We start from the raw sequence: 19156 nt of genomic DNA, 5'->3' as shown, positions 1-19156 counted from the left end.
AAATCCTAAAAAAGATAAAATGGCATTTCTTACACTGCTCCTCACTGGCTTGGCTCTGTCCATGTTCAATCTCCCACAGATGTCAGGACCCACTCAATGGATCGAAACTCTTTTCAGGCCATTTGGAGAGTTTATGGAAAAGTGAGTCCATCAGTAGGTTACGTCACAGAAAGGAGGAAGCTGATGGAGAAAGGGAAAATTTCATCATTACAGATGGCATTCATGATGTATCCGACGATTGTGGCAACGGCTATTCTCGGGATTCCCAGCATCACAGCGAAATATGCCAAAACCGATTTATGGCTGTCCCCCATTCTTGCTGCGCTGATAGGGTATCTGACGGTGTATATCGCTTATAAACTTCACAATCTGTATCCGAAGCAAACTGTGATCCAATTCAGTGTACAGATTATTGGGTTGGCTCCGGGGAAGATTCTCGGTTTTTTATTCTTGTTTTTTTATATCCAGAACACAGGGCTAATCCTTAGAGGTTACGCAGAATTTGTTGTCGGCTCTTTTCTGGTACGTACCCCGATTAGTGTGATCATGGCATCGATGGTGCTTCTGTGTGCGTTCATCGTACGCGGGGGAATAGAAGTGTTGGGGCGGGCTGCTGAATTGTTTGTACCTGTTTTCATTTTTCCAATCTGTATCTTAATCCTTTTGCTGATTCCCGATCTTGAATTCAAGAATATATTCCCGATATTGGGGGAAGGAATTATGCCTCCAATCAAGGGTGCGATTGTACCGGGTGGATGGTTCAGCGAGTTTTTCCTGATCATTTTCCTCCTTCCTTTCTTGGCGGATATGAAAAAAGGGATGAAATCCGGGATGATGACTGTGTTTGTCGTGATGATGACGTTATTTGTGGTGAATCTTACGGTTCTTTTTGTACTCGGGTCAACAACATCCACAAAGCTTTACCCCTTGATGAATGTATCTCGATACATCAGTTTGGCCGACTTTTTTGAACATGTAGAGTCCGCCGTCATGGCGGTATGGATAGTAGGGGCGTTTGTGAAAATTTCCGTTTTTTATTATGCATCTGCTTTAGGTACAGCACAGTGGCTGAATCTCTCCGACTATCGTCCTGTTGTATGGCCGATAGGGATTTTGATTGTCATTTTCAGTTTGTGGTCGTTGCCTAGCTCTGTGGATGTCAGTCGTAATGATATCAACGTCTTCCCTTTACAAAGTATTTTGATGCAAACGATTATTCCTCTGTTATTGTTGGTGATTGCTGTAGTAAGGAAAAGAAATCGTAAAGGAACCGAAACCAGCTGACTGGGCATTTTTTATGCTAAATATCCTATCGTTTAGGTGCTATCTATGTTCGTACTCGCGCAGAGGGCAGGACGTACTGAATGGATTAATCTCTTTATTAAGCCGTTTGAATAGTTAAAAGTAAATCTATCAGTCGGTTGCGTGATTTCAGATTTACATACTATTACAGAAAGGAGGAAGCAGATGGAGAAAGGTAAAATTTCATCTCTGCAGATGGCATTCATGATGTATCCGACGATTGTGGCAACGGCCATTCTCGGTGTTCCAAGCATCACAGCGAAATATGCCAAAACTGATTTATGGCTGTCCCCCATTTTGGCGTCCCTCATCGGGTTTGCGACGGTGTATATCGCTTATAAACTTCACAAACTTTATCCGAAACAAACGGTTATCCAATTCAGTGAACAGATCATTGGTCGGATTCCAGGGAAAATTCTCGGTTTTTTATTCTTGTTTTTTTATATCCCGATCACAGGGCAAATCCTAAGAAGTTACGGAGAATATATTGTCGACTCTTTTCTGGTCAAAACCCCAATTAGCGTGATCATGGCATCGATGATACTCCTCTGTGCCTTTATCGTACGCGGAGGAATAGAAGTGTTGGGGAGAGCTGCACAATTGTTTGTTCCCGTTTTTATCATTCCAATCCTTCTCTTAATCATCTTACTGGGCCCTGATCTTCAATTTAAGAATATATTCCCGATATTGGGGAATGGAATTATGCCTCCAATCAAGGGTTCGATTGTACCAGGTGGATGGTTCAGCGAGTTTTTTTTGATGATTTTTCTACTCCCTTTTTTAGCGGATATGAAAAAAGGAATGAAATATGGGATGATGACTGTGTTTGCCGTAATGATGACGTTAGTTGTGGTGAATCTTATCGTTCTTTTTGTACTTGGATCAACAACATCCACAAAGAATTATCCCCTGATGAATGTATCTCGGTACATCAGTTTTGCCGACTTTTTTGAACATTTGGAGTCCGCCATCATGGCCGTATGGATAGTAGGAGCGTTTGTCAAAATTTCTGTGTTTTATTATGCGGCTGCTTTGGGTACCGCGCAGTGGCTGAATCTCTCCGACTATCGTCCTGTTGTATGGCCGATAGGGATTTTGATTGTAGAATTCAGCTTTTGGTCGTATCCTAGCGCTATGGATGTCAGTCGTTTTGATATCATCGCCTTCCCTTTTTATGGGGTTTTGATGCAAACGTTGATTCCTTTGTTATTGTTGGTGATAGCTGTTGTTAAAAGAAATAAACAGAGAAAAAAGGGAAGCAATTCAAGCTAACCTTTTCTGTCACTTGGTTATAGAGACTTGAAAAAGTATGTAATTAAAGTCATGCCCCATTCGAAGAAAGATACTTTTCGAATGGTTTTTTTATGAGAAAAAAGAAGAATAGCTTAATATCACCAGATGTATTTTGCTGAAGGTTAAAAATAATTAACAATTTTTTTCAAACCGTTTTGAAGTTTGTCCCGTTATCTATAGTACAAGGGCTTTTTAGAAGGGAGAGAGGAAAGACTTGAAAAAGGTCATTTTTGTTGTGTGGATATCATTGATGCTAGTACTGTTAGGATTTTCACCGGAAATGGTTCCGAAACGGGGGCAAGCTGTTGACGACGTCGTAAAAGTCTATGGACCAGGTGGACCTCTTGGACCTATCAAGGAAGTGGCGGAACAATTCACCAAAGAAACGGGGATAAAAGTTGAAGTAACAGCGGGACCCGAAGAAAAATGGATTGATCAAGCCAAACAGGATGCAGATATCATTTACGGAGGGTCCGAGTATATGCTAACAGATTTTATGCATGATCATCCGGAGCTCCTTGATGAAAAAAGCCGTACAGAATTGTATACACGGTCAGCTGGCATCCTGGTTAGAAAAGGAAACCCAAAGAGTATACAGTCCTTGGAGGATTTGACAAAGAAGGGTGTAAAGATTGTGGATGTTAATGGAGCCGGGCAACTGGGGCTATGGGAAGATTTGGCTGGAAGAAAAGGATTGATTCCTGGAATTAGCAGGAATATTGCCATTTCAGTGAAGTCCAGTGCAGAAGCCATCGATCTATGGAAGGCAAATTCTAAATTAGACGCCTGGGTTACATATGAATCCTGGCATTACCGTCTGGCGGATGTTACGGACCTGGTTCAGCTCCCTGAGGAAGACAAGCTCTATAGAGGAACCCCGATAAGCATAACGAGTAAGAGTGATAACAAGAAAAAGGCAAAACAATTCATTGATTATCTTAAAACGGAAGAATCCCATCAAGTATTTCAAAACTGGGGATGGAAGTAAATTGACAAGGAGTGAGAGTATATGAAAAAGTGGATGGTATTTTCAGTTTTTATGATGGTCCTAGTTTTGGCGGCATGTGGAAATGAAGCGAATGATTCACCCCAAAATGATGAAGTGGTTAGTGGTACTGCCGATGAAAAAGCAGTAACCCTAAAATTATTGGAAAGTGAAACAACAGGCGAGTACTTGGCTGATTCCAGGGGAATGGCACTTTATTTTTTCAAGAAAGATAAATCAGGAAAAAGCAATTGCACGGATGAATGTCTGAAAAAATGGCCGCCGTTCATGGAAAGGGATTTTGCAGTCCCTGAAGGATTTAAGGAAAAAGACTTTGGAACCATTAAAAGGGAAGATACAGGGGAAGAGCAGGTAACGTACAAAGGTTTTCCGCTCTACTACTTTGTGAATGATAAGTCAGCGGGAGATGTCAATGGCGAAGGTATGAAAAATGTTTGGTATATTGTAAATAACAAGACGGTTTTTCCAAAATAAGAAAAAGGGACGATCAGTGATGGTCGTTCCTGTTACACGTTTTATTCCAAATTTACTGGTGAGGAGTTGCAGGTGCGATTGAAAGAAAAACTTGATAAGGAATTGATGGCATTAGTAATGAAAAAGCATCGTCCTGCTCTGGAAGAACTTTATGACCGGCATATTAAATTAATCTATGGTTTTATTTTTAAGTTCACAAATGGAAATCCTGATAAAACTAAAGAGATAGTGCAATTGGTCTTTTTAAAGCTCTGGACCACAAAAAGCAGCTACAATTCCGAAAAGGGGCACTTTGTAAGTTGGCTTTTGACCGTTACACGAAATGTGTGTGTGGATTATGTCCGTAAAGACAGCGTTCATATTCGGAATAATAAACACATGGACATGAGTCGGCCAATTGACTTAGAAGATCCGAATGATGATATAGAAAATGGGCTATTACACAGTGAAATTGCCAATGCAAAAAGTAAGTTAAGCAAGCCGCAAAAAAGACTGATTGATTTACTATATTGGAAAGGGTACTCGTTAACCGAAATTGCCAAAATTGAAAATGAACCGATTGGTACCATCAAGAGCAGACTTCACCAGTCGCTTAAATTGTTGAAAAAGTATTTGGAAGTAGGTGGTTTGTAAATGAATATAGAGTGCGCTAACCTGCTTTCATTTTTATCGGGTGAACTGGGAGAAAAAGAAAAAAAAGCATTCGCGGAACACTTAACACAATGCTCTGAATGCACTGGGGAGTATGAACAAATGACGGAAGCCTGGAATTCATTGAAATGGGATTTCGAAGAAAAAGAACCTTCTTCTTCCCTGAAATCAGAGGTCATGAATTTTGTCTTTGAGACTGATGATGAAGTTCCAGTGAGAAAGGAAAAGAAATGGAGTCGTTTTTTCTTTAAGCAGTTTACACCAGTAACTTCAGGTCTTTTGTTGGCAGCGCTAGTTTTGGCGTTTGTGCTGTTATATTCCAATATTCAACTGAAAAAAGAACTTGCGGCCATCAATCTGCCAATGGAGGTTAAAACGTCGCTATCTTTGCAGCCTGCCGATAAGACGGCTGTAAATATGAATACGGACGGTGCAGCATACATTTTACAGCAAGGAGAAGAAAGACGGTTAATCGTGCAAATTCAGAATTTGCCTAGCCTTCAAGAGTCCGAGGTGTATCAGGTGTGGTTGCTGAAAGATGGAAAACGGACAAATGCAGGAACTTTCAAGCCTGATGAAGCCGGCACAGGATCATTGACATACAAACTGTCCATTAAAGATAAATTCAATCAAATTGGCATCACAAGAGAACCAGACTCAAATAGTACAAAGCCGAGAGGCGAGAAAATAGTTGGCTCTTCATAAAAATAAGAGACTTACCCGCAAAGGGGAAGTCTCTTATTTTCTGTTGGTATTTAATAATAGCTGTGCGTTATGGAATAAACGCCATAATCATGAAAGAGTAAATATGATAACAGTTTACCATTAGGAGTCATCCTCTATAAAGAACCATACAAAAAGGATAGCGCCTTTGAAGCTATCCTTTTTGTAGTTTTCCAAGCTTGCGTATATATTTTCCATACTTAATTAAAGGAAATGTGTTAAGTTGGACTAAAATGATTATGGGGGCAGCGATGAAATACGAGATTATCTTATTTGATGTTGATGATACATTGCTAGACTTTGGAATATCGGAAAAAAAAGCACTGCATGAAGCCTTTTTAGAGTTCGGTTTGCCTACAGGGGCGGAGGATTATGCGGGATGCTACCAAGAAATCAGTAAGGTATTATGGAGGGATTTGGAACAGGGGCTTATAGATTTAACAAATCTGGGAGTGGAAAGGTTCAAGCGGTTGTTCCTGAAGCATGGGCTTGATATCGATGCGGATGCGTTCGGCCGTGTGTACCTAGGACATTTGGGAAAGGAAATACATCTTGTGCCAGGGGCTTTGGAGGTTTGTGAGAAGCTTGGAGGATGCCGGCTGGCCATTATTACAAATGGCTTCACGGCAGTGCAGACAGCAAGAATCAGCGGGTCAGCCCTTTGCGATACCTTTGAGACTTTGATAGTTTCCCAAGAGGCTGGGTTTCAGAAGCCTGATAGAGGGATTTTTGATTATGCATTTTCCGAGTTAAAGATCACAGATAAATCGAAAGCGTTGATAGTGGGTGACTCCTTGACTTCAGATATACAGGGCGGCTTGAATTATGGAATGGATACATGCTGGTACAATCCCCATCAAAAGGTTAATAATCTGGGAATCAAGCCCACCTATGAAATCCGGACGCTCACTGATCTTTTGGAGATTGTAGGCATTAAACAAGTATAGAGAGGTATATGCATTCTAAAAAACAGAGGCCGCTTGTCCGAGTGATAGGACGTGCAGCCTCTGTTATTACTCATGCCAGAGATTTTAGAATCAGTTCAAATCCAGCTCATGTGGTTTGAGTGTTTGATCCTTTTCTCTCCTTCTGCTGAAATGCGGTGATAATATACAAAGTGCCAGGGAAATCGCGAGACCTGCCATCATGAATCCGCCAAATACCAAAGGGGATGGGCCATATGATTCCGCCATGGTGGTCCAGATGAGCGGACCGAAACCTGCAATGGCTGCCGCAACCTGATAACCGACGGATAATCCAGTATAACGGACTTTGGCTGGAAAGAGCTCCGAGAATAATGTCCCTTGTGTAGAAAAAATGGCTCCCCAGATGACGCCGAGTACAATTGCCTGCATAATGTAGAACCAGCCGACTCCACGCCCAATCATTGTGAAATATGGGATGGCCAAGACGAAAAGGAGAATAAGGCCCCCAAAATAGATGATTTTTCGATCGACAAAATCTGAAATGTAACCAATGATAGGAATGGTAACTAGCATTGTAGCGCAACCAATCGTTAAGCCGGTAAGGGCTGAATCTTGGGAATAACCAAAATACAGTGTAGTAAAGACGAGAACATAGGACATGATGAATACATTGAAGAACCCATCCCCAATCTTTAGTCCGATCACTTGCAGCACACTTTTCCAATCGTGTTTCAACGTTTCAATAATGGGAACTTTCGCAAGATCGCCGCTATCTTTCTGCGCTTTAAATTCCGGCGTTTCTTCAATGCCACTCCTTACCCAGATTGCCAATCCGATCAGTACACCGCTTAAAAGGAATGGAATCCGCCAACCCCAAGATAAAAATTGGGCATCGGTTGTCAAGGAACTAATAAGGGTTAGGCTGAAAGAACCGGCAACCAAGCCGATGGGGACTCCTAGTTGGGGAATAGATCCATATAACCCACGGACACCTTTAGGAGCAGATTCCGTTGCCAATAGGATGGCTCCGCCCCATTCACCTCCCAAGGAAATTCCTTGAATCAACCTCAGCACCACCAAGATGGCGGGGGCGGCCAACCCAACCTGGGCATAAGTGGGCAGAACACCGATTAGCATTGAACTCCCTCCCATACCAATAAGGGTGAACATGAGTGCTGCCTTCCGGCCGATGCGATCGCCCATATGACCGAACAGGATGCTGCCGATTGGACGGGCTGCGTAACCAGCCCCGAATGTGACAAAGGCGAGAAGAAGTGAAATCGCTGGATCATGATTGGGAAAGAATAGAGTTGTAAAAACCAGGCCCGTTGCTGTCCCGTATAAATAGAAATCGTACCACTCAATAACGGAACCAGCTAAACTAGCGAAAAGAACTCGACTTTTTTTCATGATAAATGCTCCTTTAATGCTAAGTTTTTCATCAAAATCGTTTTCAACAATAAATAAAGCCGAAATGAACAAAAATGATGGTTAATGAATATAAGTAAAAAACTGGATTATTTAGATTATTTTAGAGGGCTTATCCATACTGGTCAACATATTTCTGACTTTTCTGAAAAAAATGAAGCGAATAACATAGCTCCCTTTACCTGTAATGGAATATAATTAATTCTAAAGTAATGGAAATAAACGATTCGATCTTCCTGGATAAAATGAAAATGTTTTACTAATTATGAATCATAATATTTAGAATTTTTATGTATAGAAGGATGGCAAAGTGGAAATCATGTGGATAAGGAAAAGAAAAAGAGGAAAGGATAAGATTTTAATAAATAATAATAATCTCCAAGTTATTTAGTATAATAGAAAAAAGGTTAAGGAGTTGGTTTCGTATGGAGAAGCAATTGCCAGGAACATCGCTTGAACCTGAAGAGATGGCTGAAATGGTTTTAAAAAAGGCCCTTAGTGATTACCGGAAAGCACAAATCGAAAAAGAAATCGATGACTCATTAAGAAATCGTGATAAGGAAGAGTTCCTGCGTTTAACTGAAATATTGAAGGGGATTTCCTGAAATTTTATTCTCTGTAAACAAGACAAGTAGTTATGATATGGAACGTACACTGAAAAGCCAGCACAGCTGATAACCATAAATATGCTGAAGAGAAAACATTATCTGGAACATACTAAGTAAATAGCAATCTATAGTATTATAATATTTTACATTGTAAGCGCTTTCTTGTATAATCAAATAAAGATAATGATGGAGAGAAGAATGTAAGTGCGCTAATGGCAGGATTCACAGGTATTAGTGGCTGAAAAGTTTATGCACCGGGACAAAAACTATAAGGGGGAAAAGTTATGAAAAAGAATGGAGTGTCGTTAGTTGAATTTGTTCAGGAGGATCGATTCGAACTCAGCTCCTACATTACTTCTTTATTTAATAAACTGAATGACTATGTTCCCAAAAGTCTTAAAGATAAAAGGTGAATGACAATAAAAAATGGATCAGGAAGATATGATAACTTCCTGATCCATTTTTTTTGGATTTTGAGTTTTAAGTAGTGCACTTAAGTCGAAGTCTCAATAATTGACAATGAGAATCGTTATCGAATAAAATGATTCATTATAAGTATATCGATTGGAGTTGTTCATATTGTTCGTCCAGATGAGAAAAATGGTGGTAAAAGAAGGTAATGCAGAACAAGTAGTAAAACGGTTCAGTGGGGAGGGGATCATAGAAAAGCAGGAAGGGTTCATCGATTTAAGTGTGATGGTGAAAAAAGTGCGCCGCGGGGATGAAGAGGTCATCATTATGATCAATTGGGAGTCAGAGGCACATTGGAAGCAGTGGGAAAAGAGTGAAGCCCATATCGCAGGCCATAAAGCGAACCTTGGGAAACCAAAGCCTGAATATATCGTCAGTTCGGAAGGATCATTATATGAAGTGAAAGCTATAAAAAAGGCAGTGAAATAACCGACTATAAGCTAGCCTGTTTCAAATTCGGTACAATAGAAAAGATATTTCCTAAGTTACTGGGTGGAATATCCCATTTCTCAATCATCGTGTTAGCATAAGGATGCGGAATGGTTACCGTTTACATATAATAGCTTACCTTCACTAAAAATTCAGGCTCCCATTATGGGTGCCTCTTTTTGTTGATGAAATCATCTCGGGACAGGTTATGTAATTCCTATTCTGCTGATATAGTAAAATATCTTTTGTTTTCAAAAATGGAGACAATCATGGAAATGTGAAGAAAAGGGGAGCAGGAAGTAACAGGTGCAATTGGAGCAAAGGGAATAATGAGCTACTGGATCAACCGGTACAACAGGAGAAGTGGGGGCAATCGGTTTACGCTTCCAAGTAACCAAAATTCAGGGTCATTCACAGTGAATGGAACCAACACTGTGTTTCCGTTCCTGTGACAGGTCGCTAACAGTTGGGGTGGGGCAGGAGCTTCACTGATGATCATTCGGTTGAATTAATGTAAGCTTTAGCATTAATAATTTGGAAATGTGATATTTGTGAATCCCATTCAATTTGAATGTGGATTTTTTTGATTAAATGTTTATATCACAGGTTTCACTTCAAGAATTGCCGGCATATAAGGTTTCAAAAAGCGCCCTTAGCTTGAATAGCATCTATGACTATACGCTAAGGACCTTTCATGGTTTACAGGGATTCTAGTCCAGATGAATTTACAAATACTTTTTGTATTTCTTTAATTTATAGATGACTGTTGGCTGGCTGATGCCCAAATGTTCTGCCATTTCGTATGTGGTTTTACATTGTTTCCATGCTTTTGCAATCAGTTGCCTTTCAACCTTTTCCAGTGTCTTCTTTAAATCGAAATTCTCTTCACATTCCTGTTCGATTGCCAGGAACGTGGAATCTTCAGGCTGTTCTATTTGCCCTGTGATGGATTGGGGAAGGTGTTCGGGAAATATAATGGGCTCTTCGATGGTCAGGATTAACCGTTCAATTAAGTTTTCTAATTCCCGTATATTTCCGGGCCAATGATAATGAGTCAAAACTTCATAAGTCGATGGATGGATTTTTTTGAATTTCTGGTATTTATCATTGGTTTTCTGTAAGTAATGCTGAATTAAGAGAGGGATATCTTCTTTACGTTCATGTAATGCCGGTATTTGGATGGGAATCACATTCAAACGATAAAATAAGTCCAATCTGAACTTACCTTGACTTACCATCTCCTTCAAATCTTGATTAGTTGCTGCAACCAGGCGGAAGTTAATATGGTTTTCTTTTTTTCCGCCGATGCGCTTTATCTTTTTTTCCTGTAATACTTTCAGTAATTTAGCTTGCATGGCAAGTGGGAGTTCACCGATTTCATCTAAGAAAAGAGTCCCGCTGTCAGCCTGCTCAATCAGGCCTTGCCTCCCTTGTTTATTTGCCCCTGTAAATGATCCCGGCTCATAGCCGAATATTTCTGATTCAAACAAACTTTCAGGTATCGTGCTGCAATTCACTTCGATAAAAGGTTCTTTCTTTCGGTTGCTTTGGTCATGAACAGCACGGGCAAAAGTGCTTTTTCCTACCCCGGAAGGTCCTAATAAGAGAATCGTGGCATCGGTTTTTGAAACATTATGGATCGTTTTTAAAATATGCTTCGTTTCATTACTTCTGGCAATCAAATAATGGTAATCCAGTTCCTTTTCTCTTAAATCCTCGACTTCCGTTTGATAGCCTTTTATTTTTCGTTGTAATTGCTCAAATTGATCCTGCAATTGCAAAATCTCGGTTTGATCCTGACCATAGCTGATTACTCTAACGAGAAGTCCTTCCTTATTAAAAATGGGGATAGCCAGTCGACATGACAACATGACCCGTTTTAGTTTCTTGCATTATGCGCTTAGCTTTCTTTTCTTTTAAAACAATCGCATTGATTGAAGGTGTGAGAAGGCCTTCACTTTCTAATTGATAGACGGAGGTACCGATATAAGAGTCACTTTTCATACCATAAATCTCCCAAAGCTTTGGGTTGGAATATAAAATGATCCCATCTTGATCGGTAATGAGAATGTTATTATTCGATGTTTCAATAATCTTATTTAGTTCTTCCTCCAGCATATCATCGTACATAAGTTCCGCTCCTTTGGGTTTTGGGATCATGTTTAATTAAAATATAAATCAAAAAGTCGAAATAATCAAAAATTAAATTAAAAAACAAGAAAATGATTAAGTTTTTAATCAATTGAATGAAACAAAATAACGAAAAGCCTCATATACCACAGCAAAATAGTTGGCCTGAATCTTGCTTATGTAATAGATAAGAAGAGAATTTCCATAGCCATTCTATTAGAAAAGATGGAAGTTTGTAGGAACAGCTGCAATTGCAGTGGAGTGAAAAAAATTACGGCAGAATTAGATTTTAGGAGGATGTTACATGATGAAGTATCAACCGAAAGACTCATTCAAATCACCCCGTTTTTGTGGAGTGCGTACGTTTATGCGGCTCCCATTTGTTGAACGGGTAGATGAACATATGGATTTTGTCATTACGGGGATTCCTTTTGATTCCGGGCAATCATTTAGAACGGGTGCGAGATTCGGACCAGAGGCCATTCGCGATTTTTCAATCCTTTTACGTCCTTATAATCCAGAACAAGATATTAATATTTTTGACTATATATCAGGAATAGATTATGGGGATATTCCAATCATTCCGGGGTATATTTCTGAAACATATAAAAAGATCGAAGAAGAGCTTACCCCCGTCATTGAAAAAGGGATCATTCCCATTTCATTGGGAGGCGATCATTCCATTACACTAGGGGAGTTACGTGCGATCGTTAAAAAACATGGACCTGTTGCCCTGCTTCAATTCGATGCTCACTCTGATACTTGGGATAGTTATTTTGACCAAAAGTATAATCACGGAACCGTTTTTCGCCGCGCAATAGAAGAGGGTCTCATCGATGTATCTCGATCTCTTCAAATTGGTATGAGGGGCGGTCTGTACGGACCGGAAGATCTTCAGGATGCCCGGGATTTAGGTTTGGGCGTTTATACGACAAACGATTATAAACGTATCGGGGTCGAAAAGATGCTGGGGGTCATTCATGAGCGTGTTGCGAATGGTCCGGTTTTTTTATCTTTTGACATTGATTTTTTAGATCCGGTCTATGCTCCGGGAACGGGGACCCCTGAAGTTTCCGGTGCCAGCATTGATGATGCTTTGGCCTTAGTGAGAGGCTTGACGAATATAGATTTTGTTGGATTCGATCTTGTTGAGGTTTTACCATCATACGATCACGGACAAATCACGGCTGCCGCAGCCGCTAATATTGTCTATGAATTCATCACACTCATTGCTCTCGCAAAAAAAGGGAAACTGGAGAAAAAAGAGAGAGTCGGAGATTTGGAAACCCAATTTAACAAATAGTTTCTTCATTTAACTGTAAAGAAGGAAGGAATCGGTGAAATCCTTTCTTCCCTCTTTACAAAGCGATAAGAACAATACAAGCCCAAAAGGAGATGTGTACATGCATATTTTGGATATATCGATCATGATTCTATATTTTTCTGTTTTAATCATTGTGGGAGTAATCGGATCCAAACGGGCAAAAACAGCAGATGATTTCATTGTGGCAGGACGTAATCTTGGTCATTTTATGTATTTATCCTGTTTAGCAGCTGTGATATTAGGGGGTGCTTCTACTCTAGGAACAGCAAAGTTAGGTTATCAGTTTGGGATATCCGGTATTTGGCTAGTGGTGATGATCGGGCTCGGCATTATTGCTATCGGGTTGTTTTTAACAAATAAGATATTTAATTTAAAAGTATTGACGATCAGTGAAATGCTTGAGAAGCGTTACAACTCTCAGACAAGATTGATCAGTGCCCTTGTCTCTGTTATCTATACATTCATGCTGACTGTAACGCAAGTGATTGGGATGGGGACAATTTTACATGTTTTGGCCGGCTGGAATTTAACGGTTTCCATGATTGTCGGGGGTGGGATCGTTTTATTTTATACAATATTAGGAGGTATGTGGTCAGTCACCATGACTGATGTCGTGCAATTCGTCATCATGACGATCGGCATTTTCTTTATCATGCTTCCGATGAGCATCTCTAAGGCAGGAGGGTGGGGCTCGCTTAAAGAAAATCTCCCGGCCTCACATTTCGAGTTAGGCAACATTGGCGGAGAGACGATTTTTCAATATTTCCTACTATTTACTCTAGGGGTAGTTGTTGGCCAAGATATTTGGCAGCGACTTTTTACCGCACGAACCAAAGCTGTTTCTCGTGGCGGAACGATTGGAGCGGGACTATATAGTGTTTTTTATGCGATTGCAATCAGTATCATTGGAATGTGCGCTTTTATTATCCTTCCTGATTTAGGCGATCCCCAAAATGCATTTACCAGTATAGCGATGGAAACTTTACCTGCTGGCTTATTGGGGGTTGTCATTGCGAGTGTGGTATCGGCCCTAATGTCCACAGCTTCAGGAACTTTGCTTGCTTCGTCCACTTTAGTTGTTAATGACATCATTAAAAAATATATCGGTCCAAAAATGAGTGAACGACAATTTTTAAAAACATCCCGAATTACAACTTTAACGATTGGTGTATTGACCATAATCGTTTCGATATGGATTCAAGATATTTTAGTTGCATTGGATGTAGCTTACGCAATTTTATCCGGTGCTGTGTTCTTTCCGATCATCCTTGGTTTCTTTTGGAAAAGGGTCACGGCTACAGCAGCATTTTACTCAATTCTGGCCAGCATGATCGTTATTATTGTCGGATTGGTGATAAATGGACCTTCCTCCACTCAACCAATCCTGTACGGGCTCGCTACTAGTTTTGTCGTCATCACTACGATCACTCTCCTAAGTCCGAATAATGATCACAGAAACAAAAGTGAAGTAAAGCAAGATATAAAGGGTAAAGCTGACATGGACACAATGGCTAATTGATGGTTCGGCAAAAAAACGGAAAAATTGAGGAGGAAAGTAAAAATGACAAAGACAATTTCCCTGCAACCCGCAACATTCAATACATTGGAAGAAGAGCGCATTCACAGGAAGGAACGGTTGGCAGCTTCATTCCGTCTTTTTTCAAAGTTTGGTTTCGATGAAGGGATAGCTGGCCATATTACGGTCCGTGATCCTAAATATACAGACCATTTCTGGGTTAATCCGTTTGGGATGCATTTTAGTCAAATTTCCGTTTCGGATCTTATATTGGTCAATCATAAAGGTGATATTGTAGAGGGTGAACATTCTGTGAATGGTGCTGCCTTTGCCATTCATTCTGAAATTCATAAAGCGCGACCGGACGCCATTGCAGCGGCACATGCTCATTCAGTCTATGGAAAGACATGGTCTTCCTTAGGGAGACTGTTAGATCCGATTACGCAAGATGCCTGCCAATTTTACAGAGATCATGCATTATTTGATGATTTTACTGGTGTGGTTTATGCATCCGAAGAAGGGAAACGCATTGCTAAGGCTTTAGGTCAATACAAAGCTGTCATCCTCCGCAACCATGGATTGTTAACTGTAGGCCAGTCTGTAGATTCAGCTGCGTGGTGGTTCATAACGATGGAACGTTCATGTCAAGCACAGATAATGGGAGAGTCTGTAGGTAAGCCTATTTTTATAGAAGAAGAGTATGCAAAGTTGACGGCAGAACAAACGGGAACGGAATATGAGGGATGGCTGAGTTTTCAGCCTCTTTGGGACAGAATCAGAAAAGAGCAACCAGATTTCTTGAAGTGACCATAAAGCAAGGCATGGTCTAATCCGCAACGGATTGCTTTCCCATAAAAGAGGGAAAAAGGTATCGTAGGTTCTTGAGGAGGTTTTATAATGTCCGGTTCTAAGAAAACAGCACCTTCACTTTATATCAGGGTCGATATACCGGAAAAATACATCAATCAGTTTAAGGAGATTTGTTCGGAAGTTGTTGTCGAGCCATGGGAATTCGGAGAACCTGAACCACAGCCAACAGTTGATCTATCGAAGTTTGATGTCATTTATACGCTGGGGCTTCATGATAATCTTAACATTATAAAAAAAGCTCCAAAGATTAAATGGGTCCATTCAGACACTGCTGGAGTGGAGGCCATGCTGAATGAAGATATACAAAAAAGCGATGTCATCATCACCAATGTCAAAGGCTGCACATCTGTCCCGATAGCGGAGCATACAATTGCGATGCTGTCTTCGTTAGCAAGAGGTGTACCGACAATGATCAGAAATCAAATAAACAAAACTTGGGTTGAAATTCCTGTGAAAGATCTCGAGAATGCGACAGTGGGGATAATTGGGTATGGTGATATTGGCTATGAGATAGCAAAGAGATGTAAAGCACTGGGTATGACCGTTATTGGGTGCCGCCGGAATCCCTCCAAGAGGAACACAGAATATGAACCTGCTGATTTGATAATGGGAATGGATCAAGTGGATGAGGTCCTTTCCAGGTCCGACTTTGTTGTCTTGGCCCTTCCGTTTACAAAAGATACATCATACTTTTTTAATAAAGAACGCTTAAATAAAATGAAAAAAGGCAGCTATGTAATTAATGTCGGCCGAGGTAATACGATTGTTGATGAAGATTTAATTCATTCCTTGAGCAATGGACACATAGCAGGTGCGGCTCTAGATGTGTTTGAAGTAGAACCTTTACCTAAGGACCACCCTTTCTGGCAGCTGGAAAATGTCATGGTTTCCCCACATAATGCTTACAACTCTTCCAAACACTTAGATCGGGTAATGGAATTATTCCTGAAAAATTTAAAGCTTTATTCTGACGGTAAACCCCTAATGAACGTTGTAGAAAAAAAGCTTGGTTATTAACAGTAATCGGTCTTTTGAAAGGAAATTCGAATGGAGTACAAGGGCAGACCCTGATTGGGTTTGCTTATTTTTTGTTTAAAAGCCACTGTTTCATCTTTTTCTTGTATAGGACAATCTCTGATCAGGAAAAGCTGGATATAAGGAGGCGATGTATGAATGGGTACTTTCGAAGTTATTTCCCTGATGCTAAGCTTTGGCATGTTTGTAATTGCTATTCTTGATTTCAAAAATCATGACAAGAATCCTTGAAGATATTGAGGCAGGCCGATGTGTTTGAATAATAATGGAAGCGTTTTAAAAAATGCCGGGTTTTTATAAGAAGGTATTGATTTTCTCGAGTTTTTAAACTTGCAGAAAACACCATTAGAAGGTGTTCTTCAGGCTGTAGACAAACTCGATGAAAACTAAGTTTGCCTGCAGTTTTTTAATTCAAAAGTTCAGTTGATTTCAGAAATCGACCCGCTGTACTGTCTTGGGCTGTTGACGCAGTTTATCGACCTAAACCACACTTTATTCAGCCGTTCACGCGCAGTATTCGACCTACCTCGCACAGTATTCGACCGTTGAAGCACTATATTCGACCGTTCACAAATTTTTTACACCTACATCTTATTATTCGGAATCCGAACACCATTTTGTCAACAAACTGGAGAACACCATTAGGAGGTGTTCTTTTTTGTTTCCAATGAGTTTCAATCGCATATTCCATGCATACATAAGTATCATCTTTGACAAAACAATGATATACAAGTATAGTCTCTAATAGACCGGTTGATATAATTTTAAGGAGTGATCCAGCTATGGCAGAGAAACGAAACTCTAAAGACATTCTTATTGAAGCTGCTTCCCGACTTTTTCGAATACGTGGATATTATGGTGTAGGGCTTAAGGACATTATTGAGGAAAGCGGAATCCCAAAAGGTTCTCTGTATCATTATTTTCCGAAAGGCAAAGAAGAATTGGCGATAGAGGCGATTATTCATACAAAAGAATTCGTGATAGATGAAATTCAACGGGGCTTTGATGAAATCGATGACCCCATCAAAGCCATTCAGGCTCATATTTTTCAATTATCCGAGGTATTTGGTGATAGTGAAAATCTATTAGGACTGCCAATCGGAACGATTGCAGCAGAAACATATACGACGAGTGAGCAGATAAGAACGGCCTGCCAAGAAGCGATAGAAGATTGGCAATCTATATATGTGAAGAAATTACTCGAGGCGGAATTCAGTGAGAAACGGGCAAAAGAATTGAGTATCGTAATTAATGCTTTAATTGAAGGCGGTATCCTTTTATCCTTAACGGCGAAAAGCGGGGAACCTCTCCATGCCATTGCCGAACAGATACCATTATTGCTGATAAATAAATAAGTCATACGGGAAAATTATCTTAAGCTTAGGTCGAACAGTTAGTAATTGGAGGAAATATTTTATGTCTACAGATGCAACACAGCAACAAAAAACAGTCATTAGAACGACTCCCATTTTAATTGCATTTTTAATTGCAGGGTTCATTGGGTTATTCAGTGAGACGGCATTAAACATGGCGCTGGGCGATCTAATACAAGAGTTCAATGTCAGTCCTTCCACCGTGCAATGGCTGACAACGGGTTACCTATTAACATTGGGGATATTGGTTCCCGTTTCGGGACTCTTAATTCAGTGGTTCAATACTCGTCAATTATTCATTGCCTCAATGGTGTTCTCCATCATTGGGACGCTCATTGCAGCAATTGCACCTGGGTTTGGCATCTTGATGCTAGCCCGTGTCATCCAGGCAATCGGAACGGGTCTTTTATTGCCTCTCATGTTCAATACCATTTTATTGATTTTCCCTATTCATAAAAGGGGAGCGACGATGGGATTGATGGGGCTGGTAATCATGTTTGCCCCAGCAATCGGGCCGACAGTTTCAGGTTTGATTATCGAAAACCTGAAGTGGAATTACATTTTCTGGGTGTCTTTGCCGTTCTTTGTGATCGCTTTACTATTCGGTCTCAAATATATGCAAAACGTTTCAATAATCACCAAACCTAAAATTGACGTACCATCCATTATTTTATCGACCATTGGTTTTGGGGGTATTGTTTATGGCTTTAGTATTGTCGGAGAGCAAGGATGGAGCAATGTGATAGTTCTATCTTCGATCATTGTTGGACTTATAGCGCTATTCCTGTTTGCTGTGAGGCAATTCAACATGGATAAACCGATGATAGATTTGCGCGTTTTTAAATACCCGATGTTCACGTTAGGGTTAATAACTGTCTTCATCACCTTCATGATCATCATGTCATCCATGATTCTCTTACCGCTATACCTGCAAACCGGGCTTGCATTAGCTGCGTTTTCTGCTGGGCTGGTACTATTACCGGGTGGAGTGCTTAATGGTATCATGTCTCCGGTTACAGGGCGCATTTTTGATAAGTTCGGGCCAAGAGGGTTAGTGATCCCGGGCTTCATTATCATGATTGTCATGTTATGGACCTTGACGAACGTAACGACTGAAACGACGATCATTATGGTAGTCGTCATGCATTCCCTCCTTATGATTGGTGTTTCGATGGTCATGATGCCGGCCCAGACAAATGGGCTGAATCAACTGCCGAAAAAACTTTATCCGGATGGAACGGCTCTAATGAATACATTGCAACAAGTATCAGGGGCCATCGGTACAACCGTTGCCATTACAATCATGTCAGCATCCCAAAAAAGTTATATGGCAAATGCAGAAGATCCGTTCGATCCATCTGCCATTAGCGGTTCATTGACTGCAGGCGTTCAAGATGCCTTTATTTTCGGTCTTGTCCTTGCAATCATTGGTTTGATCGTGTCTTTTTTTATCAGAACAGCACGAGACTAATAAGATATTAAAATAAATTAGCCAGCAGGGAATAGAGTATCTCTGTCTGGCTTTTTCATTGGTCTTTATTACCATATTTTATCAAAAGATCTAAAATCAGAGTGAATTATTTGAAAATTAACCACT

General features: G+C 40.3%; 20 protein-coding genes. 17 read left to right on the top strand and 3 right to left on the bottom strand.

Annotated features, from left to right (window positions below; translation table 11 throughout):
• The first annotated feature begins 183 nt into the window (after positions 1-183).
• From OSJ91_RS23470 to OSJ91_RS23440, 7 genes are all read left to right on the top strand, one after another.
• Positions 184-1284 carry a GerAB/ArcD/ProY family transporter gene (locus OSJ91_RS23470; RefSeq protein WP_350300191.1) on the top strand — a complete coding sequence of 367 codons (1101 nt, stop codon included), beginning with the start codon at positions 184-186 and terminating at the stop codon, positions 1282-1284.
• A 183-nt stretch (positions 1285-1467) separates the two neighbouring features.
• Complete coding sequence (locus tag OSJ91_RS23465) at positions 1468-2574, top strand: GerAB/ArcD/ProY family transporter (protein ID WP_485890542.1); 1107 nt, start codon at positions 1468-1470, stop codon at positions 2572-2574.
• Between the two features lie 271 nt (positions 2575-2845).
• A complete protein-coding gene (locus OSJ91_RS23460; protein WP_485891938.1) occupies positions 2846-3583 on the top strand; it encodes an extracellular solute-binding protein in 738 nt (245 codons plus the stop codon).
• 21 nt (positions 3584-3604) lie between these two features.
• On the top strand, positions 3605-4075 hold the full coding sequence (locus OSJ91_RS23455; RefSeq protein ID WP_485890541.1) for a COG4315 family predicted lipoprotein: 471 nt from the start codon (positions 3605-3607) through the stop codon (positions 4073-4075).
• A 78-nt stretch (positions 4076-4153) separates the two neighbouring features.
• On the top strand, positions 4154-4708 hold the full coding sequence (locus OSJ91_RS23450; protein ID WP_350300187.1) for an RNA polymerase sigma factor: 555 nt from the start codon (positions 4154-4156) through the stop codon (positions 4706-4708).
• Complete coding sequence (locus OSJ91_RS23445) at positions 4709-5431, top strand: anti-sigma factor domain-containing protein (protein ID WP_413019626.1); 723 nt, start codon at positions 4709-4711, stop codon at positions 5429-5431. It abuts the gene before it with no gap.
• 269 nt (positions 5432-5700) lie between these two features.
• Positions 5701-6396 carry a YjjG family noncanonical pyrimidine nucleotidase gene (locus tag OSJ91_RS23440; RefSeq protein WP_485890540.1) on the top strand — a complete coding sequence of 232 codons (696 nt, stop codon included), beginning with the start codon at positions 5701-5703 and terminating at the stop codon, positions 6394-6396.
• Positions 6397-6486: 90 nt separating this feature from the next.
• Here the strand turns inward: OSJ91_RS23440 and OSJ91_RS23435 are convergent, their stop codons facing one another.
• Positions 6487-7785 (bottom strand): MFS transporter, encoded by a 1299-nt coding sequence (locus OSJ91_RS23435; RefSeq protein WP_350300184.1) that lies wholly within the window; start codon positions 7783-7785, stop codon positions 6487-6489.
• A gap of 443 nt (positions 7786-8228) precedes the next feature.
• On the opposite strand from OSJ91_RS23435, the gene OSJ91_RS23430 reads away from it, so the two are divergent.
• The 3 genes from OSJ91_RS23430 (at position 8229) to OSJ91_RS23420 (ending at position 9311) form a co-directional block, all read left to right on the top strand.
• The gene (locus OSJ91_RS23430; RefSeq protein WP_034315231.1) at positions 8229-8408 is read left to right on the top strand and encodes an IDEAL domain-containing protein; all 180 of its coding nucleotides are present in this window, start codon (positions 8229-8231) and stop codon (positions 8406-8408) included.
• A gap of 287 nt (positions 8409-8695) precedes the next feature.
• Positions 8696-8824 (top strand): hypothetical protein, encoded by a 129-nt coding sequence (locus OSJ91_RS23425; protein WP_260359184.1) that lies wholly within the window; start codon positions 8696-8698, stop codon positions 8822-8824.
• Between the two features lie 166 nt (positions 8825-8990).
• Positions 8991-9311 carry an antibiotic biosynthesis monooxygenase family protein gene (locus OSJ91_RS23420; RefSeq protein WP_053533860.1) on the top strand — a complete coding sequence of 107 codons (321 nt, stop codon included), beginning with the start codon at positions 8991-8993 and terminating at the stop codon, positions 9309-9311.
• Between the two features lie 725 nt (positions 9312-10036).
• On the opposite strand, the gene OSJ91_RS23415 is transcribed toward OSJ91_RS23420, so the two are convergent.
• Both OSJ91_RS23415 and OSJ91_RS23410 read right to left on the bottom strand, forming a co-directional pair.
• Entirely contained in the window at positions 10037-11092 is a 1056-nt protein-coding gene (locus tag OSJ91_RS23415; protein ID WP_485890539.1) for a sigma-54 interaction domain-containing protein, read from the bottom strand.
• Between the two features lie 55 nt (positions 11093-11147).
• The gene (locus OSJ91_RS23410; protein ID WP_485890538.1) at positions 11148-11441 is read right to left on the bottom strand and encodes a PAS domain S-box protein; all 294 of its coding nucleotides are present in this window, start codon (positions 11439-11441) and stop codon (positions 11148-11150) included.
• Between the two features lie 304 nt (positions 11442-11745).
• Between OSJ91_RS23410 and speB the strand changes: the two genes are divergently transcribed.
• From speB to OSJ91_RS23375, 7 genes are all read left to right on the top strand, one after another.
• Positions 11746-12744 carry an agmatinase gene (gene speB, locus OSJ91_RS23405; protein WP_350300182.1) on the top strand — a complete coding sequence of 333 codons (999 nt, stop codon included), beginning with the start codon at positions 11746-11748 and terminating at the stop codon, positions 12742-12744.
• Positions 12745-12844: 100 nt separating this feature from the next.
• Positions 12845-14284, top strand: a complete 1440-nt coding sequence (locus OSJ91_RS23400; RefSeq protein ID WP_350300181.1) for a sodium:solute symporter family protein — start codon at positions 12845-12847, stop codon at positions 14282-14284.
• Between the two features lie 24 nt (positions 14285-14308).
• Entirely contained in the window at positions 14309-15088 is a 780-nt protein-coding gene (locus OSJ91_RS23395; protein WP_485890537.1) for a class II aldolase/adducin family protein, read from the top strand.
• Between the two features lie 90 nt (positions 15089-15178).
• Positions 15179-16168 carry a D-2-hydroxyacid dehydrogenase gene (locus tag OSJ91_RS23390; RefSeq protein WP_485890536.1) on the top strand — a complete coding sequence of 330 codons (990 nt, stop codon included), beginning with the start codon at positions 15179-15181 and terminating at the stop codon, positions 16166-16168.
• A gap of 156 nt (positions 16169-16324) precedes the next feature.
• The gene (locus tag OSJ91_RS23385; protein WP_220126990.1) at positions 16325-16417 is read left to right on the top strand and encodes a putative holin-like toxin; all 93 of its coding nucleotides are present in this window, start codon (positions 16325-16327) and stop codon (positions 16415-16417) included.
• 551 nt (positions 16418-16968) lie between these two features.
• Positions 16969-17541, top strand: coding sequence for a TetR/AcrR family transcriptional regulator (locus OSJ91_RS23380; RefSeq protein ID WP_241594823.1), 573 nt, complete (start codon positions 16969-16971; stop codon positions 17539-17541).
• Between the two features lie 61 nt (positions 17542-17602).
• Positions 17603-19030 carry an MDR family MFS transporter gene (locus OSJ91_RS23375; protein ID WP_413019622.1) on the top strand — a complete coding sequence of 476 codons (1428 nt, stop codon included), beginning with the start codon at positions 17603-17605 and terminating at the stop codon, positions 19028-19030.
• Positions 19031-19156: the final 126 nt, after the last annotated feature.

It is taken from the genome of Bacillus sp. T-10(2022), assembly GCF_056502895.1.
Note: the sequence above shows the minus strand (reverse complement) of the source record. Positions and strands in the feature narration are given on the sequence as shown.